The organism is Pseudomonas helleri (assembly GCF_001043025.1).
GTDB lineage: Bacteria > Pseudomonadota > Gammaproteobacteria > Pseudomonadales > Pseudomonadaceae > Aquipseudomonas > Aquipseudomonas helleri.
This window is the reverse complement of sequence record NZ_JYLD01000008.1, coordinates 100,328-122,964: the sequence shown is the minus strand read 5'-3', so window position 1 is coordinate 122,964 and position 22,637 is coordinate 100,328. Positions and strand designations below refer to the sequence as shown.

General features: G+C 58.1%; 21 protein-coding genes, 1 tRNA gene and 1 pseudogene. 10 read left to right on the top strand and 13 right to left on the bottom strand.

Features of this window, described 5'->3' with window-relative positions; genetic code table 11:
* Positions 1 to 31: 31 nt before the first annotated feature.
* A complete protein-coding gene (locus TU84_RS14530; RefSeq protein WP_048370045.1) occupies positions 32 to 1,195 on the bottom strand; it encodes an acyl-CoA dehydrogenase family protein in 1,164 nt (387 codons plus the stop codon).
* A gap of 39 nt (positions 1,196 to 1,234) precedes the next feature.
* Entirely contained in the window at positions 1,235 to 2,062 is an 828-nt protein-coding gene (locus TU84_RS14525; RefSeq protein WP_048370043.1) for an HTD2 family dehydratase, read from the bottom strand.
* A 142-nt stretch (positions 2,063 to 2,204) separates the two neighbouring features.
* On the opposite strand from TU84_RS14525, the gene TU84_RS14520 reads away from it, so the two are divergent.
* The 4 genes and pseudogenes from TU84_RS14520 to TU84_RS14505 all read left to right on the top strand — a co-directional run bounded on the left by TU84_RS14520 (position 2,205) and on the right by TU84_RS14505 (position 6,523).
* The gene (locus TU84_RS14520; RefSeq protein ID WP_048370041.1) at positions 2,205 to 3,113 is read left to right on the top strand and encodes a LysR family transcriptional regulator; all 909 of its coding nucleotides are present in this window, start codon (positions 2,205 to 2,207) and stop codon (positions 3,111 to 3,113) included.
* Between the two features lie 84 nt (positions 3,114 to 3,197).
* Positions 3,198 to 4,538: pseudogene (locus TU84_RS14515) on the top strand (MFS transporter).
* A 193-nt stretch (positions 4,539 to 4,731) separates the two neighbouring features.
* Positions 4,732 to 5,562 (top strand): alpha/beta fold hydrolase, encoded by an 831-nt coding sequence (locus TU84_RS14510; RefSeq protein ID WP_082148728.1) that lies wholly within the window; start codon positions 4,732 to 4,734, stop codon positions 5,560 to 5,562.
* Between the two features lie 76 nt (positions 5,563 to 5,638).
* The gene (locus tag TU84_RS14505; protein WP_174479329.1) at positions 5,639 to 6,523 is read left to right on the top strand and encodes a GGDEF domain-containing protein; all 885 of its coding nucleotides are present in this window, start codon (positions 5,639 to 5,641) and stop codon (positions 6,521 to 6,523) included.
* Here the strand turns inward: TU84_RS14505 and msrA are convergent.
* From msrA to TU84_RS14485, 4 genes are read right to left on the bottom strand one after another with little or no spacing between them, the layout of a single operon-like run.
* On the bottom strand, positions 6,520 to 6,984 hold the full coding sequence (msrA, locus tag TU84_RS14500) for a peptide-methionine (S)-S-oxide reductase MsrA (RefSeq protein WP_048370037.1): 465 nt from the start codon (positions 6,982 to 6,984) through the stop codon (positions 6,520 to 6,522). The genes TU84_RS14505 and msrA overlap by 4 nt on opposite strands.
* On the bottom strand, positions 6,981 to 7,901 hold the full coding sequence (locus tag TU84_RS14495; RefSeq protein WP_048370034.1) for a homocysteine S-methyltransferase family protein: 921 nt from the start codon (positions 7,899 to 7,901) through the stop codon (positions 6,981 to 6,983). Before TU84_RS14495 ends, msrA begins: the two co-directional genes overlap by 4 nt.
* Positions 7,898 to 8,947, bottom strand: coding sequence for an ABC transporter substrate-binding protein (locus TU84_RS14490; RefSeq protein ID WP_088500392.1), 1,050 nt, complete (start codon positions 8,945 to 8,947; stop codon positions 7,898 to 7,900). The genes TU84_RS14495 and TU84_RS14490 overlap by 4 nt, the downstream gene beginning before the upstream one ends.
* 14 nt (positions 8,948 to 8,961) lie before the next feature.
* Positions 8,962 to 10,998 carry an ATP-binding cassette domain-containing protein gene (locus TU84_RS14485; protein ID WP_048370030.1) on the bottom strand — a complete coding sequence of 679 codons (2,037 nt, stop codon included), beginning with the start codon at positions 10,996 to 10,998 and terminating at the stop codon, positions 8,962 to 8,964.
* A gap of 421 nt (positions 10,999 to 11,419) precedes the next feature.
* Here TU84_RS14485 and TU84_RS14480 point away from each other — a divergent pair, with 421 nt between their 5' ends.
* Positions 11,420 to 12,523 (top strand): alkene reductase, encoded by a 1,104-nt coding sequence (locus tag TU84_RS14480; RefSeq protein ID WP_048370028.1) that lies wholly within the window; start codon positions 11,420 to 11,422, stop codon positions 12,521 to 12,523.
* 46 nt (positions 12,524 to 12,569) lie between these two features.
* Here the strand turns inward: TU84_RS14480 and TU84_RS14475 are convergent, their stop codons facing one another.
* The 7 genes from TU84_RS14475 to TU84_RS14445 all read right to left on the bottom strand — a co-directional run bounded on the left by TU84_RS14475 (position 12,570) and on the right by TU84_RS14445 (position 17,976).
* Positions 12,570 to 13,508 (bottom strand): LysR family transcriptional regulator, encoded by a 939-nt coding sequence (locus TU84_RS14475; RefSeq protein WP_048370026.1) that lies wholly within the window; start codon positions 13,506 to 13,508, stop codon positions 12,570 to 12,572.
* Between the two features lie 65 nt (positions 13,509 to 13,573).
* Positions 13,574 to 14,023 carry a nuclear transport factor 2 family protein gene (locus tag TU84_RS14470; protein ID WP_048370024.1) on the bottom strand — a complete coding sequence of 150 codons (450 nt, stop codon included), beginning with the start codon at positions 14,021 to 14,023 and terminating at the stop codon, positions 13,574 to 13,576.
* Between the two features lie 277 nt (positions 14,024 to 14,300).
* Positions 14,301 to 14,376, bottom strand: a tRNA-Gly gene (locus TU84_RS14465).
* A gap of 66 nt (positions 14,377 to 14,442) precedes the next feature.
* On the bottom strand, positions 14,443 to 15,000 hold the full coding sequence (gene pgsA / locus TU84_RS14460; protein WP_048370021.1) for a CDP-diacylglycerol--glycerol-3-phosphate 3-phosphatidyltransferase: 558 nt from the start codon (positions 14,998 to 15,000) through the stop codon (positions 14,443 to 14,445).
* A 32-nt stretch (positions 15,001 to 15,032) separates the two neighbouring features.
* Entirely contained in the window at positions 15,033 to 16,856 is a 1,824-nt protein-coding gene (gene uvrC / locus TU84_RS14455; protein ID WP_048370019.1) for an excinuclease ABC subunit UvrC, read from the bottom strand.
* 2 nt (positions 16,857 to 16,858) lie between these two features.
* Positions 16,859 to 17,497 carry a response regulator transcription factor GacA gene (gene gacA, locus TU84_RS14450; RefSeq protein ID WP_082148726.1) on the bottom strand — a complete coding sequence of 213 codons (639 nt, stop codon included), beginning with the start codon at positions 17,495 to 17,497 and terminating at the stop codon, positions 16,859 to 16,861.
* Between the two features lie 116 nt (positions 17,498 to 17,613).
* Complete coding sequence (locus TU84_RS14445) at positions 17,614 to 17,976, bottom strand: helix-turn-helix domain-containing protein (protein WP_048370013.1); 363 nt, start codon at positions 17,974 to 17,976, stop codon at positions 17,614 to 17,616.
* Positions 17,977 to 18,057: 81 nt separating this feature from the next.
* Between TU84_RS14445 and TU84_RS14440 the strand changes: the two genes are divergently transcribed.
* The 5 genes from TU84_RS14440 (at position 18,058) to TU84_RS14420 (ending at position 22,491) form a co-directional block, all read left to right on the top strand.
* Positions 18,058 to 18,300 carry a DNA-binding protein gene (locus tag TU84_RS14440; RefSeq protein ID WP_048370011.1) on the top strand — a complete coding sequence of 81 codons (243 nt, stop codon included), beginning with the start codon at positions 18,058 to 18,060 and terminating at the stop codon, positions 18,298 to 18,300.
* Between the two features lie 669 nt (positions 18,301 to 18,969).
* Positions 18,970 to 20,061, top strand: a complete 1,092-nt coding sequence (locus TU84_RS14435; RefSeq protein ID WP_048370009.1) for a 3-deoxy-7-phosphoheptulonate synthase — start codon at positions 18,970 to 18,972, stop codon at positions 20,059 to 20,061.
* Between the two features lie 276 nt (positions 20,062 to 20,337).
* On the top strand, positions 20,338 to 21,219 hold the full coding sequence (locus tag TU84_RS14430) for an esterase/lipase family protein (protein WP_048370007.1): 882 nt from the start codon (positions 20,338 to 20,340) through the stop codon (positions 21,217 to 21,219).
* A 96-nt stretch (positions 21,220 to 21,315) separates the two neighbouring features.
* Complete coding sequence (locus TU84_RS14425; protein ID WP_048370005.1) at positions 21,316 to 21,597, top strand: peptidylprolyl isomerase; 282 nt, start codon at positions 21,316 to 21,318, stop codon at positions 21,595 to 21,597.
* 123 nt (positions 21,598 to 21,720) lie between these two features.
* A complete protein-coding gene (locus TU84_RS14420) occupies positions 21,721 to 22,491 on the top strand; it encodes a 3-hydroxybutyrate dehydrogenase (protein WP_082148725.1) in 771 nt (256 codons plus the stop codon).
* Positions 22,492 to 22,637: the final 146 nt, after the last annotated feature.

Genomic DNA, 22,637 nt, shown 5'->3' with positions numbered 1-22,637 from the left:
AGCGTTCCCCATGAAAGACGAAAGACCGTGGTCAGAAAGAACGCGGCAGTTCAAGCAAATGCTCAGCCACGTAAGACAAGATCAGGTTGGTGGAAATAGGCGCCACCTGGTACAGGCGGGTCTCGCGAAACTTGCGCTCAACGTCGTATTCGTTGGCAAAACCGAAGCCGCCATGGGTTTGCATGCACGCGTTGGCCGCCTCCCAACTGGCCTTGGCCGCGAGGTACTTGGCCATGTTCGCCGCCGCCCCCGCGTTGCGCCCGTTGTCGTACTCGTCACAGGCACGCCAGCGCATCAGGTCGGCGGCTTCCAGCTCGATATGGGCTTCGGCAATCGGGAACTGCACGCCCTGGTTCTGGCCAATCGGACGGCCAAACACCACGCGATCACGGGCGTACTGCGCAGACTTTTCGTTGAACCAGCGGCCATCACCGATGCACTCGGCGGCGATCAGCGTACGTTCGGCATTAAGGCCGTCGAGAATGTAGCGAAAGCCCTTGCCCTCTTCGCCAATCAGGCTGCTGGCCGGGATTTCCAGGTTGTCGAAAAACAGCTCGTTGGTTTCGTGATTGACCATGTTGGCAATCGGCTGCACGGTCAGGCCGTTGCCGATGGCTTCGCGCAAGTCGACAAGGAAAATCGACATGCCATCGGCCTTTCTCTCGACCTCAGCCAGCGGCGTGGTGCGCGCCAGCAAGATCATCAGGTCCGAGTGCTGAATCCGCGAGATCCAGACCTTCTGCCCGTTGATCACATATTTATCGCCACGGCGCACGGCGGTGGTCTTGATCTTGGTGGTGTCGGTGCCGGTGGTGGGCTCAGTCACGCCCATGGACTGCAAGCGCAACTCGCCGCTGGCCAGCTTGGGCAGGTAATGACTTTTTTGCTCTTCGCTACCATGGCGCAGCAAGGTAAACATGTTGTACATCTGGCCATGCACGGTGCCGGAGTTGCCGCCACAGTGGTTCACTTCTTCGAGAATGATCGACGCTTCGGCCAGGCCCAAACCCGAGCCGCCGTAGGCTTCGGGGATCATTGCCGACAACCAGCCCGCCTCGGTCATGGCGGCCACAAACGCTTCAGGAAAGCCCTTTTCTTCGTCGATCTTGCGCCAGTACTCGGCCGGGAACTCGGCGCACAAGGCGCGCACGCCCTCGCGAATGGCGTTGTAATCGTCGTTCAGATACGGATTCATCTCAGGTCCTTGTTGTATTTATTGTGCTGAATGCCACGGTCAGTCGAAGGTCACTTCGCCTTGCTGGGCGATGCCCTGTGCATTGCCTGCCCACACTTGCGCCTTGCCCTGAGCGCTGACACGCCCGCCCACGACAAAGGGCTGCGGGGCAATCAATGGGCGCAGGCCGCGATACGTAAAACCGCGTAAACGCGCATCCGGATTGGCGCGGCAAAATGCCCGCAGTGCCAGCGTGGCGATTAACGGCCCGTGCACCACCAACCCCGGATAGCCCTCAGTTTGCGTCGCGTAAGGCCAGTCATAGTGAATGCGGTGACCATTGAAGGTGACGGCGGAATAGCGGAACAGCAGGGTTGGATCAGGGTCGACCGACTCCTGCCAAGTGCCAGCAGGCAACGGCTCGCCGCTGCTCAATTTAGGCGGCGTCGGTTCGCGGTAGACGATGTCCTGCTCTTCACGGATCGCCAGTTGGCCGTCTTGCAGGTAGTCATGCTGGACCGTGACAAACAGCAGCGAACCGGTCTTGCCGTGTTTTTCCTGCACGTTGGTGATGGTGGAAATCCGCGTTGCGTCAGCACCCACTTTCAGTGGTGCGTAAAACTCAAAACGCCCACCCGCCCACATGCGGTTGCGGTTGTGCGCCGGGGGCAGAAAACCACCCCGGGCCGGATGCCCGTCGCCGCCCAGGCCGCTCGCCTCAACGGCCGGCTGGAAGAAGCACCATTGCCACAGCGCAGGTAAGGGCTCGCCAGCGTGTGGCACACGCTCGCCCAACGTCGCGGCGATGCGGGTGACCAGGTTGAGACTGATGTGATCGTGGATCTCTTCAGTACGACCGATCCAGGTGGACAGTTCGTTATCGCTCATCGGTAATATCCCGTGGCTTGTTGTTTTAGCCAAGATTGCTAAAAGCCCGGTGATCTGTGAATCTGCGTTTTCGTAAGGGGGCGTTCGGATTTGCTTAACGCCAATGTTGTAGGTCAGCACTCACACCCAGCGGAAATCTGCCATGCACTTCGATTTAGTCGACCTGCGCCTGTTCATTCAAATCGCCGAATCCCCCAGCATGACCCAAGGCGCGCGCAAGGCGTTCATGTCCCCTGCGGCGGCCAGTGCGCGCATCAAAAGCCTGGAAGAAAGCCTGGCCAGCCGCCTGCTGTACCGTGACAGCCGGGGTGTAGAACTGACACCCGCAGGCAAGCTGTTTTTGCACCATGCGCGGGTGATCATGCGCCAGGTGGACTACATGAAAAACGAGTTCACCGAGTACGGAGCCGAAGCCAGCGGGCATATCAAGATCTTCGCCAACACCACGGCCGCGACCGAATTCTTGCCGGAAATCCTTGCCGGGTTTCTCGCTGAACGACCGGGCGTTACCGTCGACCTTCAGGAGCGACTCAGTCGTGACATCGTGCGCGGCGTAATGGACGGCTCCACCGACCTGGGCATCATCGCCGGGCCGATCAAGGCAGATGGCTTGCAGGTCATCCATTTCAGCACCGACCAGTTGATTCTGGTCACCCCGCTCGACCATCCACTGGCAGCACGCAAAAAGGTCAAATTGACCGAGACCCTGGCCTATCCCCACATCGGCTTGCATGAAGGCACCACGCTGCTGCGCTTTTTGAATGAACAAGTCGCTCTGAGCGGCCAGACGTTGAATATGCGCATCAAGGTCTACAGCTTCGAGGCCATGTGCCGCATGGTTGAAGCCGGAGTCGGCCTGGCGATCCTGCCGGAATCCTCGGCCCGGCGTCATCAGCACACCATGGGCTTGCACATCGTCGAACTCGATGAACCTTGGCGCGTACGTGAGCGCAGCATTCTGGTCCGCGACCTGGAAGCGTTGCCCGCAGTGATCCGCGCCTTGATCACTATTTTTTTGACACAAACTGACAAGGCCCAGCGTCGTTCCTGAATACGTCGAGGGCACTTTTGAAGCGTTCCCCCCTCAGGGCTGCCCCGATAATCGATCGATCACGGATCCATTATCGAGGCTCATATGACCAGCACCACAACCGGGCACGTCAGCCCTAAAACGCTGAGAAAAGTGATTGTCGCGGCCTCGATCGGCAACTTTGTCGAGTGGTTTGATTTCGCGGTGTATGGCTTTCTCGCAACCACCATCGCCCAGCAGTTCTTTCCCAGTGAAGACGCCAGTGCGGCGCTGCTCAAAACCTTTGCCGTGTTCGCGGTTGCCTTTGCCTTTCGCCCCCTGGGCGGGGTAATTTTCGGCATGCTCGGCGACCGCATCGGCCGCAAGCGAACCCTGGCCATGACCATTTTACTGATGGCCGCGGCGACCACCCTGATCGGCGTGCTGCCCACCTATGCGGCTATCGGGGTAATGGCGCCGATTCTGTTGACGCTGATCCGTTGCGCCCAGGGCTTTTCAGCGGGCGGCGAATACGCAGGCGCGTGCGCTTATTTGATGGAGCACGCGCCGGACCATAAGCGGGCCTGGTACGGCAGCTTTGTGCCGGTGTCGACGTTCTCCGCCTTCGCCGCAGCGGCCGTTGCGGCTTATGCCCTTGAGGCTTCGTTGTCGGCAGAAGCCATGAGCAGTTGGGGCTGGCGCGTGCCGTTTCTGATTGCCGCGCCACTGGGGCTGGTCGGCCTGTACATGCGCAATAAGCTGGATGAAACCCCGGCGTTCCAGGCGGTCACCGAAGAACACGACGTCGCCCATTCGCCACTCAAAGAAACCTTGCGCAACCATGGGGCTGCCATCTGCTGTCTGGGCGCCTTTGTATCGCTGACGGCGTTATCGTTCTATATGTTCACCACCTACTTCGCCACCTACCTGCAAGTGGCTGGCGGCTTGAGCCGTGCCATGGCCTTGCTGGTGTCGTTGATTGCCCTGATCTTCGCCGCCGCCATCTGCCCGCTGGCCGGGCTGTATTCCGACCGGGTGGGGCGTCGAGCCACGGTCATGACCGCCTGAGCGCTGCTGATCGTTGCCGTGTACCCGTCGTTCCTGATGGCCAGCTCCGGCGGGTTCGCGGCGTCTGTCATCGGCGTCATGCTGCTGGCGATTGGCGCGGTGCTGTGTGGCGTGGTGACCGCCGCCCTGCTCTCGGAAACCTTCCCGACCCGCACCCGCTACACCGCCTCGGCCATCACCTACAACATGGCCTACACCTTGTTTGGCGGTACCGCACCGCTGGTAGCCACCTGGCTCATCAGCACCACCGGCAGTAATCTGTCGCCAGCGTTTTACCTGATGGCCGTTGCGGTACTCGCCCTGGCAGGCGGCTTGGCACTGCCAGAAACATCGCGCATATCCCTTCATGACGTGCCAGGCCCGGAGAAAAAACACGCCTTGTGCACCGCCGCTTTATAGAGAGAGCCCTCACGCAGCCTGCAAGTAAAGTTGCAGGCTGCGATCTGTTGATTTCGCGGGCATCCCAGCCAAGGATGCCGTTTTGCCATCACCCTCGTTATACTGACGCGTTACTGACGCCATATTGTCGACACAAACCTTGGACTGTGTTGTGGCCTCTGATCACCGCCCCCTTAACAGAGGTGTTGCAGAAGTGGGTATCATCCAGCGCAACAACGTTAAGCAATTGCCCCACGCGAACCCCGATGCACCGGTCATCATTTACGCCCATGGATTTGGCTGTAATCAGGACATGTGGCATCTCCTGACGCCGGAGTTTGCCACCACCCACCGGCAAATATTATTCGACTATGTGGGCAGCGGCAGCTCGGATGCGCGAGCATTTGATGCGCTCAGGTACAGCTCGCTGGCCGGTTATGCGCAGGACCTGATCGAGGTGTGCGACGCTTTGGGCCTGTCCAAAGACGTGATCTTCGTCGGGCACTCCGTCAGTTGCAGCATCGGCATCCTGGCGTCGATCCAACGCCCTGACCTTTTCTCACAAATGGTCCTGGTGGGGCCTTCGCCCTGTTTCTTGAACGACCCACCCGCGTATAGTGGCGGCTTCGAGCGAGCAGACCTCGAAGGGTTGCTGGCCCTCATGGATCAAAACTACATCGGTTGGGCAGAGTACTTTGCCCCCGTCGTGGCAGGTTCACAGGCAGATTCGCCGATCACGGCTCAGTTGGCAGGCAGTTTCTGCTCAACAGACCCGGTCATGGCGCGGCAATTCGCCCAGGCCACTTTCTTCTCCGACATTCGCCAAGCGCTGGGCCGTTGCACAACACCCAGCCTCATTCTGCAACATCGCCGCGATACGCTGGTGCCCCTGTCCGTCGGGGAGTACCTGAACAAACATCTGAAACACAGCGTCCTGCAAGTTCTGGACGTCACCGGGCATTGCGCCCACATGAGTCACCCAGATCAGGTGGCTTCGGCTATACGTCACTATCTGTCAGGGAGCGACAGTTGTGTTTTACCTTGAGCGGCTGCCCTGCCCGGTAGTAGTCACAAACTGTAATGGTCACGTACTGCATACCAATCGGGACTTCAGGCAACTGGTGGCGCCTGAAAACTGCGATTATCTGGACAGTTACTTCCCACCCGCTTCGCGTATTTTTCTGCACAGCTATGCCTGGCCGATGCTGCTTAAAAATGGTGAATTCAGCGAGCTGTACCTGCAATTGCTGACCACCAATGGGCAACTGCTACCGGTGATGACGAACGCGCGGATCAGTCAGACCGAGAGCGAAAAGGTGGTGATCTGGGTGTTTTTCGTCGCCAAAGAGCGACAACGCTTTGAAGCCGAGTTGCTCAAGGCACGCCAACATGCCCAAGAGACCGCCTTGCAACTGACTGAAGTCAACGCTGAACTGCAGTATGCCAATGCTCAATTGAGCGAGTATGCGCAAGAAGCCCGAATCAAAGCAGACAAGTTCGCCCACCTGAGCCTGACAGACCCACTGACCAACTTGGGCAACAGGCGTGCCCTGACGCGCAATGTCAAACAGTGGATGCTCACCGCAAACAGTCAATCGGTCAGCAGTTTGTTGCTGATAGACATCGACTTTTTCAAGCAGATCAACGACCGGTTTGGCCATGCCGAGGGCGACAATGTGTTGCGCAACGTGGCCCAACAACTGTTAGACAGTGCTCGCGCGCAGGACAGTGTCATTCGCCATGGCGGCGAAGAGTTTGCCCTGTGGCTGCCCAACTCGGACCTTGAAGGCGCAACACGCGCGGCCAAGCGGGTACACCAGCATATTTCCCGGGTCCAGGTGGCCGGTGAGAGCATCACCGTCAGCATCGGTGTTTCAAGCATGGCGCTGAACGGACACGAAGCCGGAATACTGCTTGAGCATCTACTGGCGCAGGCCGATATAGCGGTCTATGAAGCCAAAGCACACGGGCGTAACCGCACAATCTGTTTTGCTGAAATGGATTAAATGGAACAGCTGCCGCCATGTTTTTCGAGGTATTGCTGATGCTCCTCATCGGCCAGCACAAACTCAACTAACGGCACGATTACCGTCGCGACAGGCCGGCTCAACGTTCCCGACGCCTCCAGCGCTTGCTTTGCAACAGATGCGACCTTCGCCTGCTCTTCACTCCCAAAAAACAGCGCTGAGCGGTATTTGATGCCGACATCTGCACCTTGACGGTCCACAGAAGCGGGATCGTGCACGGTCCAGAAGTGAGCAATCAGTTGATCGTAGGTAATCACCTGGGCATCGAAGTCGACCTGTACCACCTCGATCAACGCAGACTCATCCTCGGCAAAGCGGGCAAAACCCACCCGGCTGTCGAGCACTCCCAGCAATGCCCGGAACGACGCCTCTGCGCCCCAAAAACAACCGGCACCAAAGGTCGCCTGTTCAGCCAGTGCCTCTTCATTAAAATCAGTCATGCGCCACCCTTCTCTTTTTCCGGCAATAAACTCGAATGCAACTGCGCGATGTGCTCAGGACCTATGCCGCAGCATCCACCCACAATGCTGGCACCGGCCGCCACCCAGGTTCTGGACCAACTCAGGTAAGCCTCAGGACCAAGGTCACCTCTAATCTCAAGCAACGTGCTATTGGCTTTGGCTTCGCTGCTGACAGGGGGGAAGGCATTGGCGTAAACCCCCAGCTCCAGAGTTTGACCCAGTTGTTCAAGTACCTCCCGCGCTTGCGCCAGCGCAGCGCCCATGACTTCCGGCTGGCTGCAGTTGAACAGCACCGCCTTTGCGCCCAATTCAACCGCCGCCCGTATGGCGTCGGCGACCGCTTCAGTCGAGCGTAAGCGTGGTGGCTCACCGACCTCGTCCAGCAAGGTAAACGACAGCCAAAGCGGTTTTAGATTTTTGTCCAGGGCCTCCACTACCGCGCGGACTTCAGCGATGGAGCTTTGGGTTTCCGCCAGCCAGACATCGACATGAGCCTCAAGCCCCGCGATCAACTGCCGATGAATCGCCACCGATCGCTGATGGTCAAACAAGTCCGGTCGATAAGAGCCCAAGGCTGGCGGCAACGAGCCGGCCACCGTGACCGGCTCGTTGCTGGCGGATGCAGCCTGGCGGGCGAGCGCCCCAGCACGCCCCGCCAGTGTTAGCCCCTGCTCGGCGAAGCGTTCGGCGCCGATGTGAAATGGCACAACCGCATAACTGTTAGTCGTGATGATCCGGGCACCGGCCGCAATAAACGCGCGATGAGCCTCCAACACATACTCAGGCGCTTCGATCAGCGCGAGCGCAGACCATTCAGGTTGGCGAAACGGTGCTCCGCTCCGCTGCAATTCGCGGCCCATGCCACCATCCAGCAAACGCAAGGAGGCGTGGCTCATGGGTTGGCACTCACGGTAGGCGCCGGGGCTGCCAACCACTGATCAACCGTGGCAGGGTTGGCCTTGATCCATTCTTTGGCCGCGATATCAGCCGGTACTTTTTGCTTTTCGATCTTCAGGATCAGGTCATTCAACTGCGCCGGGTCAATGGCTACGTTGCGCAGGAACTCGGCAATTTTTGGCGCGCGTTTCTGCAAGGCAGTTGATGCCAGGATATGCACTTTGGCGTCCGGATAAGCGCAGGTGATCTGGCTCTTGTTCAGCCAGTCAGGGTCAACTGTCGGGCTGATGAACTTCCAGCAGCCGTCAGCTTTGTACAGCGGGTCACCCTTTTTGTTGTCCTGGGCATAGCCATCGAACGCAGGTTCTTGCAGGCGGCGCAGGTCAAAGGCCGAGAAGATCCAGTCCGGGGTGTAGGCGTAAAACACCACGCCGCGCCCCGCCTTGTAAGCCGCAGCCAGCTTGGCGTAAGTGACGGAGGCTTCGGTGGACACAGACTCGAACTTGTCAGCAAAGCCATAATCCTTGGCCTTGATCTCACCAATGTAGGTCGACTCCCAACCCGCCGGCCCGACCAACAATTGAGCCTTGCCGCCACCCAACGGTTCGAAGAGCTTGGCGATTTCAGGTTTTTTCAGATCGTAGACGGATTTAACCCCGTATTTGTCCTGCAAATATCCCGGGATATAAAAGCCTTGTTCGCCCGCATAGGGTTTGAGGTTCGGCACCAGTGAGCGCGTACCACCCGTGACATATTTGGCCCAGGCCGCCGACTGGTTCGGCAGCCAGATATCCGTCAGCACGTCCACCGAGCCATCGCCTTTGGCGGCAGCGCTGAACAGCACCGGAACGTCACCGGCCAGGTACGAGACATCGCCATCGAGGCGACTTTTGATCACTTCGCCGAGGATATTCTGAATAGCAATGGCACCGGTCCAGTTCTGCTCACCAATGACAATTTTTTCTTTGGCGAATGCACTGGCCGGAAGAATCAGGGAGGCCAGCAGCGCGGCTGCCCCCAAAGAACGCAACAGAGGTGTCTTCACGATAAATCTCACAGTTAATGGTGCGCGCGATCTTGCTTGCGCAAGCTCGATTGAATGATTCGATCCGGAATTAATGCACACAGAACAATCGCCACCCCCGCGAGGATGCCCTCGCCGCCCTTGATGTTGCGCAGCGCCGTCATCACGTCGTAGCCCAGCCCGCCCGCGCCAATCAGCGCAGCGACCACCACCATCGACAAGCTCATGACAATGGTCTGGTTAATCCCCAGCAGCAGCGAACGGCGCGCCAGCGGCAATTGCACTTTGACCAAGGTTTGCCAAGGGCTGGCACCGTGGGCGACAGCAGCCTCGACGGCATCCTTGGGCACTTCCTGGATACCCAGCGACGCCAGGCGGATCATCGGTGCCAGGGCAAAAATGACCGTGGCAATGACCGCAGGCGTCTTGCCCACAGAGAAGAACGCCACGGCAGGAATCAGATACACAAACGTGGGCAGCGTCTGCATGGCATCCAGCAACGGCGTGACCACCCGACGTATCCGCGCCCGTTTCGCCAGCACAATGCCGGTGGGCACGCCGATGACCAAGGCAATCAAGACCGATGAACCCACCAGCGCCAGCGTGGAGATGGTGCGCTCCCAAAAGCCGAACAGGCCGATGTAGAGCAGTGCAACGCTGCTGGTCAGGGCCAGCCCCAACCCCGCCGAACGCAAGGCCAGCAACACCAACGCCAGTGCCGAGACCGACCATGGCAACCAACCCAAGACGCTCTCTATGCCCTCGATAACAGTGCGCACCGCAACGATCACACCAACAAACGCTCCTTCGAACGCCACTTGGGACCAGCCAATAAATTGGTCGATGCTGTCGGCTGCCAGCAATAGCAACTGCCGGTTCGCCGGGAACTCAAACAACGCGTTGGCCGTATCCGGGGTTAAGACACGCCAGATCACCAACGCCTGACTGACCAGCAGCACGGCCAGCGGTAATCCCCACCCCGACGCATTGCGCCGCACGGGTTGGCGGCTGACCGACAACGCTGTGAATCGGCTGGCAGCGAACACTACAACCGCCGCCAGTACCGCAAGCCACGATGCGCTGAGAATGCCTTGGCCTAAAGTCGCCAAGGCGGCTAGTTCACCGGCAAACGTCAGCCAGAACAAGCCGCCCTTGCCCCGGTCAGCCAGCGCTGCTGGCCCCAGTAACAAGGCTTGCCAGTCGCGCAAACCTGGCGCACCCGGTGATCCCTGCGGCTCATTGCCGGACGCCTGGTGGCTGACACTGGCAGCCGTTTGCGCTACCGAAGGGGTGGGCAGGGAATCACGGAAAAAGTCGGCAACTTCGGCGTCAGCGGGCTGTTTGAGCAACTCCTCAGGGGTCCCCACCTGCACTAAACGGCCATGGCGCAGCACGGCGATGCGATCCGCGAGGCGCAGGGCTTCCGCCGGGTCATGGGTGACAAGCAAGGTGGTAATGCCGCGCTCGTGCGCCAGTGCCAGAAAGTGATTTTGCAGGTCGCGGCGGATAGTCGGATCCAGCGCACTGAAAGGCTCGTCCATCAGCAGGATGTCAGGCTCTGTCACCAAGGCCCGGGCCAGACCGACCCGTTGCTGCATGCCCCCGGAAAGCTCGTGGGGATAATGATCACCCCACCCCTGCAACCCCACCGCCTGTAACTGCAAGGTGGCAGCGGCATGACGAACCGGCTCGGGTTCACCGCGCAGCTCCAGCGGCAGCGCGACGTTATCCAGCACCGTACGATGGGGTAACAGGCCAAAGTGCTGAAAGACCATGCCGATACGGCGCGAGCGCAAATCCCGCAAGCCCTTGTCGTTCAGCCCGCTAATGGCCTGACCGTCAATCAACACATCACCGCTGGTGGGCTCGATCAGGCGGTTAATGTGGCGCAACAACGTTGACTTGCCGCTGCCTGAAGTGCCCATCAGGCACAAGACCTCACCGCGCCGCACTTGCAAGCTGACGTCGCTGACGGCCAGTAATTCAGGGGCGGCTTTTTTCCCCGAGTAGGTCTTGGTGACGCCCCGAAACTCAAGCACCACATCGCCCTGGCTGGCGAATTCGGTGGGCACTTGAAGAGGCCTTTGTGGCGTTGGAGTTCGCTCCGCCGCCAAAGGAAGTTGAATGACTGTCACAGGTGCTCCTGACAAACGCCGCTTGAAAACGGGCATCTGGTTCGCCCACAGGCTGCAAAAGTTGAGCGTCAGCGCATGACCTGAGAACAGTTAGCCTGATGCAAAAAAGCGCCGAACTTAAAGCCCGACGCTGTAGAGAGGCATAAAGCTAAACGATCTTAAAAAGCTAAAATAAATACTATTTAATTATTAGCTTAAGCTTCTTAATTATTTCGGTATGTAACAATCGCGCAGCCACAGTTGATTGTGGAACCGGGCGCCTGAATGTTTGGAATGTGCAGACGATTATCTGAAGGGCTTGGCGCCGTATATTGGCCCTGATCAGCGCCATGGAGCGCTCCACTTCAGAGGTCCCCTAATGAGCATTCTGTTTTCTCCCTACACGCTGTCGGGCATAGAACTGAAGAACCGTGTCGTGATGGCGCCCATGACTCGCGCACGCGCCTTGACCACCGTGCCTGACGCGCTCACGGTGCTCTATTACCGCCAGCGGGCAAGTGCAGGGCTGATCATCAGCGAAGGGGTTCCGGTTTCCCTTCAGGGCCGCGGCTATCTGTTCAACCCCGGCCTGTACACCCAAGAGCAAGTAGAAGGCTGGAAAAACGTCACCAGCGCCGTGCATGAAGACGGCGGCAAGATCTTCGCCCAACTTTGGCACGTGGGCCGGGTATCGCACACCACCTTGCAACCCGATGGCGGCGCCCCGGTGTCCTCCAGCAATAAGTTGGCGGCCAATTCGCTGGCCTATGCCTACGACAAAGACGGTCAGCCCGGACCGATTCAAGCCAGCCCTCCCCGTGCGTTGTCGACCGAAGAAGTCGAAGCGCTCAAGCACGACTTTGTCCTGGCTGCCCGCAGAGCGGTTGAAGCGGGTTTTGACGGGGTGGAGATCCATGGCGCCAATGGCTATCTGTTTGAGCAGTTCATCAATCCAACGGTCAACGACCGTACGGACCGCTATGGCGGCTCCATTGAAAATCGCATTCGCCTGCTACTGGAAACCCTGGATGCGGTCGCCGATGCAATCGGTCGCAGCAAGGTGGGGGTGCGGGTTTCTCCCTTTGGCCGGCTGTTTGATATGGCACCCTTTGATGATGAGGCCGAGACCTGGGTCGCTGTCGCGCGCGAACTCCAAAATCGGCGCATTGCCTACGTTCACCTGAGCGATCAATTGACCATTGGCGCCGAACGCATGCCCGAAGGTTTTGCCCAGACCTTTCGCGATTCGTACCAAGGCACCTTGATTGCTGCTGGTGGCTTTGATCGCGAATCGGCCGAGGCGGCGCTGGCGTCAGGTGAGCTGGATCTGGTCGCATTTGGCCGACCCTTTATTGCCAACCCGGACCTGGTCGAGCGGATGAAAAACGACTGGCCGATTGCGCTGCCTGATCGCTCAACGTTCTACGGCAACAGCGGCGAAAAAGGCTACGTCGACTACCCGTTTTATACGCCAGCCCAGTAACCGTACTCACTTGAAGCGCCCGCCCGGGGCGCTTCAGGTCACTGCTTTAAACGGTCCCAAGGCTTAGGTCCGGTCGAAAAATCACTGCATCACGTTGTGCCAGCGCCAGCAGTTCATCCACGACCATGCGGACCTTGGGCTGTAGATAACGCGTCCGTGGCCAAATCACGTTTATCGGCATTTCAGCCCCAGCATAAGCCTCAAGCACCGGGACCAACAGGCCCTGCTCAACAGGCGTTTGCACCAGCCAAGTGGGCAGTTGTGCCAGGCCGCCCCCGGCAAGGGTCAGGTTTAATAACATCTCCCCATCACCGACCTCATGCTTGACCCGCACCTCATGTTCATGGGTTTGCCCCTTTTCGTCCTTCAACATCCAGGTTTTGCGGGTGCCATTACGCCAGCCGACAATGCAATCGTGATGCAGCAAATCATCGGGTGCCCGGGGTGTGCCATGCGCTTGTAGATAGGCCGGGGTCGCACAAATCAGCAGGCTTTGGCTGCCCAACTTGCGGGCAACTATATCGGCGTCATCTTTCAACACACCGATTCTGACCACCAGGTCGACACCCTCGTTGACGATATCTACCAGCCGCTCACTGAAGCTGACGGACAGATCAAGCTGCTGATAACGCACCGCCATGTCGATCAGCGTCGGCAAAATATGTCGACGGCCAAATGCTGCAGGAAGATCGATGCGCAGGCGGCCAACAGGCGCTTGCTGGCCAGTGGTCAAAAAGCCCTGCGTTTCGGCCAGCTCATCCATCACCCGCAGGCAACTGGCCAGATACGCCTCGCCTTCAGCGGTCAGCACCAGGCGCCGGGTGGTGCGATGCAGCAGCTTCACCCCTAAACGCGCCTCAAGGCGCGTGACACTTTTGCCCACCGCCGAACTGGTCACACCCAACTCAAGCGCGGCAGCCGTGAAGCTTAGTGACTGAGCGGCAGACACAAACTCGCGAATACCGTCAAAAGGGTTTTCAGACATTAGAGGCTCCAGGGCCTGGGGTTGCTTTCAGAATGGGATCGCACCCCTACCAGCTTGATCGTGGCTTATTCACGGGCATTACGCTCAGGCCAGACCACCTCAAGGCGGGTATGGGTGATGCGCCACTCCCCGTCGATTCGCTGGTACTGATCGGCATATAGACCAAGCAACAGCAACGGGTTTGGATCGGGTTTCGAAGCCGTTTCAAAATCGATCAAGTAGCAGCGACCTTGCGCCGTATCAGGCCCGGTCAACTGGATCCAGTGGTTCACAATGGCATGCATAAAGGGATAACTCCCTTGCTTGTCCCGATCGAACAGCGTGAAAGCCTCAGCCAGGCCAGCACGTATGGCGTCGATGCCCTGCATCTTACCGACCGTGACCTCCACCACGGCGTCTGCCGAAAAAACCTGGTCCAGCGCCGCGATATTGTTGCTGTCCAGATGGTGTGCGTAAAGCGTGCGGAGTGCGCGAATCTCTTCGCGATCCAGCAGTGCCTTGAGTTTAATGTCCATGCCAGTGACCTCTTAAAGATGCATGCCTGGAGGTTGGATGCCAACGCCCAATCAGTAGAACTGTCACTGTAGTCAGGATTAGGGGAAAGATAATGCGGGATTAATTCCAAACATTATGGAATTGAAGGATGGAATAGAGCACTGGCGCAACGGCCAAGAGAGATGTAAGCGCACCCGACAACGATGGTTTTAGTAGGTGCGAAGAAACGAAAAAAGGACCCGAAGGTCCTTTTTTCAACGATTTACAGACTTCTGCTGAACTCTGTAAATCTTAATTTGGAGCGGGAAACGAGACTCGAACTCGCGACCCCGACCTTGGCAAGGTCGTGCTCTACCAACTGAGCTATTCCCGCGTTTTGGTGTTGCGCATTCTATAGGTTTCCAAGAATGCGTCAACCCCTTGATTCAAAAAGTTTTATTTATTTTGTCGAGGTGGTCTTCAAATGCGGCCAGGCAGCCCGCAAGTATTGAACCATCGACCACAGCGTCAACCCCGCCGCGACCATCAGTAACCCATAACCGATCAGGACCCAGAAGCTGAAGTCTGACGGGTTGGCCAGCAAGATGACCAATGCCAGCATTTGCGCCGCTGTTTTCCATTTACCCATGTTCGACACGGCAACCTGGGCGCGCGCACCCAGCTCTGCCATCCACTCGCGCAAGGCCGAGATGACAATTTCACGGCCTATGATCACCGCTGCCGGCAAGGTCAGCCAGAAGTTGTGATGTTCTTGCACCAGCAACACCAGCGCGACCGCCACCATCAATTTGTCGGCAACCGGGTCCAGAAAGGCGCCGAACGGTGTGCTTTGTTCAAGTCGGCGGGCCAGATAACCATCCAGCCAGTCCGTTGCCGCGGCAAAGGCGAACACAGAGCTTGCAGCGGCATAACTCCAGCTGTACGGGAGGTAAAACAACAGAATAAAGAACGGAATCAGAAGAACGCGTAGAACGGTGATCAAATTAGGGATATTCATCGGCACAACTGGCTACGAGGTGAGGGAGCATTCTACTCGCTGTGCAGGTTTGCATAAATCAACTCAGCGAGCTTTTTACTGATACCGGGTGCTTTGGCAATTTCTTCGATGCTGGCACGAGACAGCTCTTGTAATCCACCAAAATGTTTCAGCAGGTCACGGCGACGGGTTGGCCCCACCCCCGCAATCCCTTCCAGGGTAGAGGTGTTACGGGTTTTACCACGGCGCGCACGGTGCCCGGTAATGGCAAAACGGTGGGCCTCGTCGCGGATCTGCTGGATCAAATGTAGCGCCGGCGAATCACCTTTCAAGGTGAATTCATGGGCTGCATCGTTCAGGTACAGGGTTTCAAAGCCCGCCTTGCGCGTCGTGCCTTTGGCCACGCCGAGCAAAATCAGGTCCGGTACGGCCAGCTCATTGAGCACGTCACGGGCCATCGAAAGCTGCCCCTTGCCCCCGTCGACCAGGAGGATATCGGGCAGCTTGCCCTCGCCTTCCTTGAGCCGACTGAAACGGCGCATCAAGGCCTGGTGCATGGCGGCATAGTCATCGCCCGGGGTCACACCTTCGATATTAAAACGCCGATAGTCGGATTTGATTGGGCCTTCCGGGCCAAATACCACGCAAGAGGCAACGGTGGCTTCACCGCTGGAGTGGCTGATGTCGTAGCATTCCAGCCGCTGGGGGATTTCATCGAGTTTCAAGACTTGCGCCAGCGCTTCAAAGCGCGCGGCAACATGCAAACGGTTGGCCAGACGCGCGCTCAACGCCTGCTCAGCGTTGGTCACGGCCAATTGCTGCCAGCGCGCCCGGGTACCGCGCACGCGATAACTGATGGCCATCTCGCGCCCGCGCAGAGCTTCAATCGCTTCGCTGATAGCCGCAAAGCTCTCGTGTTCGACGTTAACAATCAGCTCGCTCGGCAAATCGCGCTCGGGGCTGCTGATGTAGTACTGCCCGAGGAACGCGGCCATGACTTCGGCCACCTCCTCCTCGATCCCCACCTGCGGGAAGAAGTTTTTGCTGCCCAGCACGCGACCACCGCGCACATTGATCAAATGCACGCAGGCACCGCCCGGGTTGACGAAGGCCGCGACGATATCCACATCGCCGGTGCCACCTTCCATGCTTTGCTGGTCCTGAACCCGACGCAATAACGAGATCTGATCGCGAATTTCGGCTGCCCGCTCAAAATCGAGGGTGCTGGCGGCCTGCTCCATCTCGTTACCGAGTTCTTCCGTCAACGCACTGCTGCGCCCCTCAAGGAACATCACCGAGTGGCGCACATCCTGGGCATAGACCTCTGGCTCAACCAGACCGACACACGGTCCCTTGCAACGCTTTATCTGGTACTGCAAGCACGGCCGGGTGCGGTTCTTGAAATAGCTGTCTTCGCATTGACGGACCATGAAGGTTTTTTGCAACAGGCTCAAACTTTCACGGATCGCCCCCGCGCTGGGGTAAGGCCCGAAATACTTGCCCTTCTGCTTCTTGGCACCGCGATGAATGCTCAGGCGCGGGTATTGACCATCCGACAGAAACACATACGGATAAGACTTATCGTCGCGCAGGAGAATGTTGTACGGCGGGCGCCATTCCTTGATCAGCGTCTGCTCAAGCAGCAACGCTTCGGTTTCGTTGGCGGTGATCGTGGTTTCGATTTGCGCGATACGGCTAACCAGCGCCGCTGTTTTAGGCGCCAGACCGGTTTTGCGGAAATAGCTGGCCAGGCGTTTTTTCAGGTTCTTGGCTTTGCCCACATAAAGCAGGCGCGCCTCACTGTCGAACATGCGATACACGCCGGGCCTGCCGCTACACGTCGACAGAAATGCACTGGAATCAAACACGTCAGTCATCGTCAGCCAGCATCAACCATGCCATGACGAACGGCCAGCAACGCCAGTTCAACATCACTTTTAACCGAGAGTTTTTCATAAATGCGATAGCGGTAGGTGTTGACTGTTTTAGGCGACAGGCAAAGCTTATCGGAAATGACCTGGACCTTTTGGCAGCCGACAATCATCAACGCGATCTGGATCTCGCGTTCAGACAAGGCATCAAAAGGAGAATCGCTGGCAGGCTGGAAAGACTTGAGCGCCAACTGCTGAGCCACTTGCGGGCTGATATAGCGCTGCCCGGCAAACACCAGGCGAATGGCCTGAACCATTTCGGCCAAACCAGCCCCTTTGGTCATATAACCCGCAGCGCCTGCCTGCAACAAACGCGTCGGGAACGGGTCCTCTTCACACACTGTTACCGCGACGACTTTGATGTCCGGATGGCTGCGCATCATTTTGCGCGTCGCTTCCAGGCCACCAATGCCGGGCATCTTGACATCCATCAGGACGACATCCGGTTTCAACTCACGCGCCTTGGCGAGTGCCTCTTCGCCAGACTCGGCTTGACCGACGACCTGCAGACCATCGATATCCGACAGCATTCGTGTAATGCCCGTACGCACAAGATCGTGATCATCGACCACCAGAACCCGAATCAAGTCGACACCTCGCAAATTGCGTCTAAGTTGGTGCCGCCTACCTTAACAAAAAACAGTCAGCCGACCTACCTATCCATGCATTCATGAATCAATACGCCAGCGCACAGGGCCACTGATCAATCGCTGGACTCTTGACGCTTGCGCAACGGCTGCGCCACCGACATTTTCGCCAGGCTTGAGGTTAGTTGGCGAATGGCATCCTGATCGTCTTTATGCAGTCCGCGATACGTGACCAACACCCGCTCTTCAACTTGGGTAAGGTTATCGACCAGTGTCGGCGTACGGGCGCCCGTCAACACATACAGAACATCAACGCCACGTGCTGCAACACGCGACAAGTAATCAGCTTTTGGCGCACGGTCGCCATTTTCATATTTGCCTTGGGCGTTCGCTTCTACCCCGCCGATTTCGCCAAATATTTTTTGCGAAAGGCCCAGACGCTCTCTTTCTTGCCGTAAACGCGAACCAATTCCATTCATCTGAATATACGACTCCACTTTTAACATCCATTAGGATGGTATAGTCTGCAATAATTGAACAATATTGAACGGTTTTGAACTATGGCCGGAATTCGTACTGCGGCACAAGCCAAGGCTTGGCTTGAACATCAAGGGAAGTCTGTTCAACAGTTCGCGCGTGAAAATGGCGTTGACCCGGCGACAACCTATCAAGTGCTTGCAGGGCGTAAAAAAGGAAAACGCGGAGAAGCCCATAAAGTTGCGGTATTGCTGGGAATGAAAGACGGCATAATTCTCCCTTCTCCTGGCGACTCAACTGAAGACAAAAGCGACGGCCTGATGTGAGTCTGCGCCCAATTTGATTGAGCGACATAAAGAGATTAGCTGCCTCTGGCGATGCAAGCACATAAACCGACAAAACGGCTATAAGCTAAGCATTGCATCCTGACCACCGCTCATGGCAGCTACATTTTCCACATGAAGGTGATAGCAATTTTTAATTGAATCGCGCTACCGCTCTCGAGTAAGCTCCTGACCATTCAGTGGAGAACACACATGTTGCATAACGTACACACAGCTATTAGCAAGCAGATCGCTACCCAGCGCCAAGCTGCTGCTGTGCGCACGCACAATGCACACTCGACTGCACGATTTTATTTTGGGTATTGGTTTAGCCACTGGCGCGCCTGATACCCATCCGGCGGCCACTTTCAAGGGGTCGCCTACCAGAGAATTCTCACCCCCGGTCGGCTACCCGACCGGGGGTTTTGTTTTTTTAGCCCCTGAAAAAATGACTTATTTGAGGAATGCACACATGAACTACACCACTTATTACCGCTTCGACCTTTGCACTGCCTGGCGATTTATCAGCCGCCGTTCGGGACAGCCTGCCGCCTCCGAACGGACCCACATCGGTGGCACGCATGAACTCACAGCCAGTCTGGCCAATTGTCGAACACCCCAGTAGGGCTGAGCGCGCGGGAAAGCCCGCCGCCTGCCCAGGAAGCACACACCATGAACGCATCTGTATCTGCTCTGCCAAACACCGCTCACACCGACACCAAAGCTGCCCTGACCCAGCGCCTGCCCAGCGCCTCACAGCTCAAACAGCAGTTGCCACTGGGCGCAGAACTCAGCCAGTTGGTGAGTCAGCAGCGCCAAGCCATCCGCGCCATCCTCAATGGCGAAGACTCCCGCCTGTTAGTAGTCGTTGGCCCTTGCTCCCTTCACGATCCGGTCTCGGCACTGGAATACGCCAGCCAACTGGCCGCCCTGTCTCGCGACCTGAGCGATGACCTGTTGCTGGTAATGCGTGCCTACGTCGAAAAACCCCGCACCACCATCGGCTGGAAAGGCCTGGCCTACGACCCGCATCTGGACGGCAGCGACGACATGGCCCACGGCCTGACGCTGTCGCGCGAGCTGATGATTGAAATGCTGCGTATGGGCTTGCCCGTGTCTACCGAACTGCTGCAACCCATGGCGGCCGGCTACTTCGACGACGTGCTGGGTTGGGCGGCGATTGGTGCGCGCACCACCGAATCCCAGATCCACCGCGAAATGGCCAGCGGCCTGGACCTGCCCGTCGGCTTCAAAAACGGTACTGACGGCGGCGTGGGCATCGCGTGCGACGCCATGCGTTCATCCGCCCGCGGCCACCGCCACTTCGGTGTCGACAGCCAAGGGCATCCGGCCATCATCATGACCTCCGGCAACCCGGACACCCATCTGGTCTTGCGCGGCGGCCACAGCGGCCCGAACTACGACCGCAGCAGCGTGGCCAAGGCCCGCGCCGGTCTAGAAAAAAACGCCATCCCTGCGCGCCTGATGGTTGACTGCAGCCACGCCAACAGCGGCAAAGACCCTCTGCGCCAGCCGCACGTGTTCAAAGACGTATTGGCGCAACGCCTGGAAGGTGATCACTCGCTGATTGGCGTGATGCTCGAAAGCCATCTTTTCGAGGGTTGCCAAGCGCTGGGCAACGACCTGCGCTACGGCGTCTCCGTCACTGACGGCTGCCTGGGATGGGAAGCCACCGAGCAGTTACTGCGCGATGCGGCAAGCCAACTGCAACAGCAACGCCGTGCGCTGCTGGCCGCCAGCTAAAAATCGTCCTGCCTGACTGAATGCGCACCGCTGGGCCCTGCCCACGGTTGCGCGAAGTCGATCCCGTCTGACAGGCAAGCCGACAGGTGCCGTCTGAAACACTCCCCGCTCTAAAAGATTACCGCCCTCACGCACCTGGAATCATCCAGCACCCGCTCTGCCTGAAGGCCCACAGCCTGGCGCGGCCGACGGTAATACCCTGCAACCCAATCTGCCCGCTTCATGTTGTCGACTAAGGTGTTTTTATGACCTCAAAACACTCTCTGGAGAAACAACATGTACCGCACTCCCAGCACTCGCTACCCCCTTTTATTGGTCCATGGACTGTTCGGCTTTGAACGGATCGGGCCACTGCATTACTTCAACGGCATCAAGCAAGCGCTGCACGATTCAGGCGCCCAAGTATTCACGGCCTCCGTGTCCGCCGCCCACAACAACGAAACCCGTGGCGAACAATTGCTCGCGCACATCCATGACCTGCGCCAGCAAACGGGCGCCAAGCGGGTCAATTTGATCGGGCACAGCCAGGGCGCCCTCACCGCACGCTATGCCGCTGCTGTCGACCCTGAATCGGTGGCCTCGGTGACCTCCGTCAGCGGCCCCAATCACGGTTCCGAGCTTGCCGACCGCCTGCGCCTGGCCTTCACCCCCGGCCAATTGCCAGAGACTGCGGCGGCAGCCCTGATCACCGCCTTCAGCACCTTCATGTCGATACTCAGCGGCAAACCCAAACTGCCCCAGCATTCACTTGAAGCTCTCAATGCCCTGACCTCAAAGGGTGTTGCCGACTTCAACAAAAAATACCCGCAAGGCCTGCCAGCAACTTGGGGCGGTATGGGCGCGGCGCAGGTCAACGACGTGCTCTATTACTCCTGGAGCGGCATTATCAAAGGCTCGTCGCTCTCTGAATCTATGAACCTGTTTGATCCCATGCACAACGCCTGCCGCGTGTTTTCCAGCTTCTTTACCCGTGAAAGCAAAGCCAATGACGGCCTGGTTGGCCGCTTCAGCTCGCACCTGGGCACGGTCATTCAATCGGATTATGAGATGGACCACCTGGACACCATCAATCAAATGGCCGGCATGACTCGCCGCAAGGCCAACCCCGTGGCGCTGTATATCGCGCATGCGCAACGCTTGAAGAACCAGGGCCTTTGAGGCTGAACGCCGGATCATCAGCCCATGGGAACTTTGCCGAGAAAAAAGCCACTGAATCCGGTAGGCTCACCACTTTCTTGAAAGGAGTAACTCCCCATGGCCAAAGCCACTGCCCGTCACATCCTGGTTTCCAGCGAAGCCAAGTGCAACGAACTGAAAGCACAAATCGAAGGCGGCGCTGATTTCGCCGAAGTTGCAAAGGCCAACTCCTCTTGCCCGTCCAGCCGTCAAGGCGGCGACCTGGGTTCGTTCGGTCCAGGCCAGATGGTTAAAGAATTCGACACCGTGGTCTTCAGCGCGCCAATCAACGTGGTGCAAGGCCCGGTTAAAACCCAGTTCGGTTACCACCTGCTGGAAGTCACCAGCCGCCAGGACTAATCCCCCCAGGCTCTGCGTGAAAGCGGCCCACCTTTAGGTGGGCCGTTTCGTATCCGCAGTCGCGAAACGCGTGCTAAGTTTCCTCATCGATGAAATCACCGTGTCTCACCTGAGGAATTGATCATGAGCCTGAAAGGTAAAACCGCCTTGGTTACCGGTTCCACCAGCGGTATTGGTCTGGGTATCGCGCAAAGCCTGGCCAAGGCTGGCGCCGACCTGATACTCAACGGTTTTGGCGACGCCAGCAAAGTCATTGCCGAACTGCAACAGTTTGGCGGCAAGGTGGGACATCACCCGGCCGATGTCAGCGACCCGGCGCAAATCGCCGACATGATCCACTACGCCGAACGCGAATTCGGCGGCATCGACATTCTGGTCAACAACGCGGGCATTCAGCACGTGTCCAGCGTCGAAGAGTTCCCGGTCGAGCGGTGGGATTCCATCATCGCGATCAACCTGTCCTCGGTGTTCCACAGTACCCGCCTCACCCTGCCCGGCATGCGCAAGCGCGGCTGGGGCCGCATCGTCAATATCGCCTCGGTTCATGGCCTGGTCGGCTCGGTCGGCAAAGCCGCCTATGTGGCTGCCAAGCACGGGGTCATCGGCCTGACCAAAGTGGTCGGCCTTGAAACCGCCACCAGCAATATCACCTGCAACGCCATCTGCCCCGGCTGGGTACTCACGCCGCTGGTGCAAAAGCAAATCGACCAGCGCATCAGCCAGGGCATCGACCCGTACCAGGCCCAGCATGACCTGCTGGCCGAGAAACAACCGTCACTTGAGTTCGTCACCCCACCGCAACTCGGCGAGTTGGTGCTGTTTTTGTGCAGTGAAGCCGGCAGCCAAGTGCGCGGCGCAGCCTGGAACGTCGATGGCGGTTGGTTGGCGCAATAGCAGGCGGGCAAACCTGCTTGTTAGCCATGCAAAAATGCATGCCAAGCCTGCACGCATCCGGGTTGTCATCAGCAAATTTGCACTGTTAGCATCGACCATCGTTCGCCCGCGAACACATTCTAAAAATAAAGCACAGCAGGGAGTTA

Excerpts from the sequence above, each read along its gene's own strand:
- uvrC (WP_048370019.1), bottom strand. The coding sequence starts at position 16,856 with ATGACTGACGTGTTTGATTCCAGTGCATTTCTGTCGACGTGTAGCGGC.
- TU84_RS14435 (WP_048370009.1), top strand. The coding sequence starts at position 18,970 with ATGAACGCATCTGTATCTGCTCTGCCAAACACCGCTCACACCGACACC.
- TU84_RS14525 (WP_048370043.1), bottom strand. The coding sequence starts at position 2,062 with ATGAGCGATAACGAACTGTCCACCTGGATCGGTCGTACTGAAGAGATC.
- TU84_RS14495 (WP_048370034.1), bottom strand. The coding sequence starts at position 7,901 with ATGAGCCACGCCTCCTTGCGTTTGCTGGATGGTGGCATGGGCCGCGAA.
- TU84_RS14420 (WP_082148725.1), top strand. The coding sequence starts at position 21,721 with ATGAGCCTGAAAGGTAAAACCGCCTTGGTTACCGGTTCCACCAGCGGT.
- TU84_RS14470 (WP_048370024.1), bottom strand. The coding sequence starts at position 14,023 with ATGGACATTAAACTCAAGGCACTGCTGGATCGCGAAGAGATTCGCGCA.
- TU84_RS14520 (WP_048370041.1), top strand. The coding sequence starts at position 2,205 with ATGCACTTCGATTTAGTCGACCTGCGCCTGTTCATTCAAATCGCCGAA.
- TU84_RS14480 (WP_048370028.1), top strand. The coding sequence starts at position 11,420 with ATGAGCATTCTGTTTTCTCCCTACACGCTGTCGGGCATAGAACTGAAG.
- TU84_RS14430 (WP_048370007.1), top strand. The coding sequence starts at position 20,338 with ATGTACCGCACTCCCAGCACTCGCTACCCCCTTTTATTGGTCCATGGA.
- TU84_RS14425 (WP_048370005.1), top strand. The coding sequence starts at position 21,316 with ATGGCCAAAGCCACTGCCCGTCACATCCTGGTTTCCAGCGAAGCCAAG.
- TU84_RS14530 (WP_048370045.1), bottom strand. The coding sequence starts at position 1,195 with ATGAATCCGTATCTGAACGACGATTACAACGCCATTCGCGAGGGCGTG.
- pgsA (WP_048370021.1), bottom strand. The coding sequence starts at position 15,000 with ATGAATATCCCTAATTTGATCACCGTTCTACGCGTTCTTCTGATTCCG.
- TU84_RS14475 (WP_048370026.1), bottom strand. The coding sequence starts at position 13,508 with ATGTCTGAAAACCCTTTTGACGGTATTCGCGAGTTTGTGTCTGCCGCT.
- TU84_RS14445 (WP_048370013.1), bottom strand. The coding sequence starts at position 17,976 with ATGAATGGAATTGGTTCGCGTTTACGGCAAGAAAGAGAGCGTCTGGGC.
- TU84_RS14440 (WP_048370011.1), top strand. The coding sequence starts at position 18,058 with ATGGCCGGAATTCGTACTGCGGCACAAGCCAAGGCTTGGCTTGAACAT.
- msrA (WP_048370037.1), bottom strand. The coding sequence starts at position 6,984 with ATGACTGATTTTAATGAAGAGGCACTGGCTGAACAGGCGACCTTTGGT.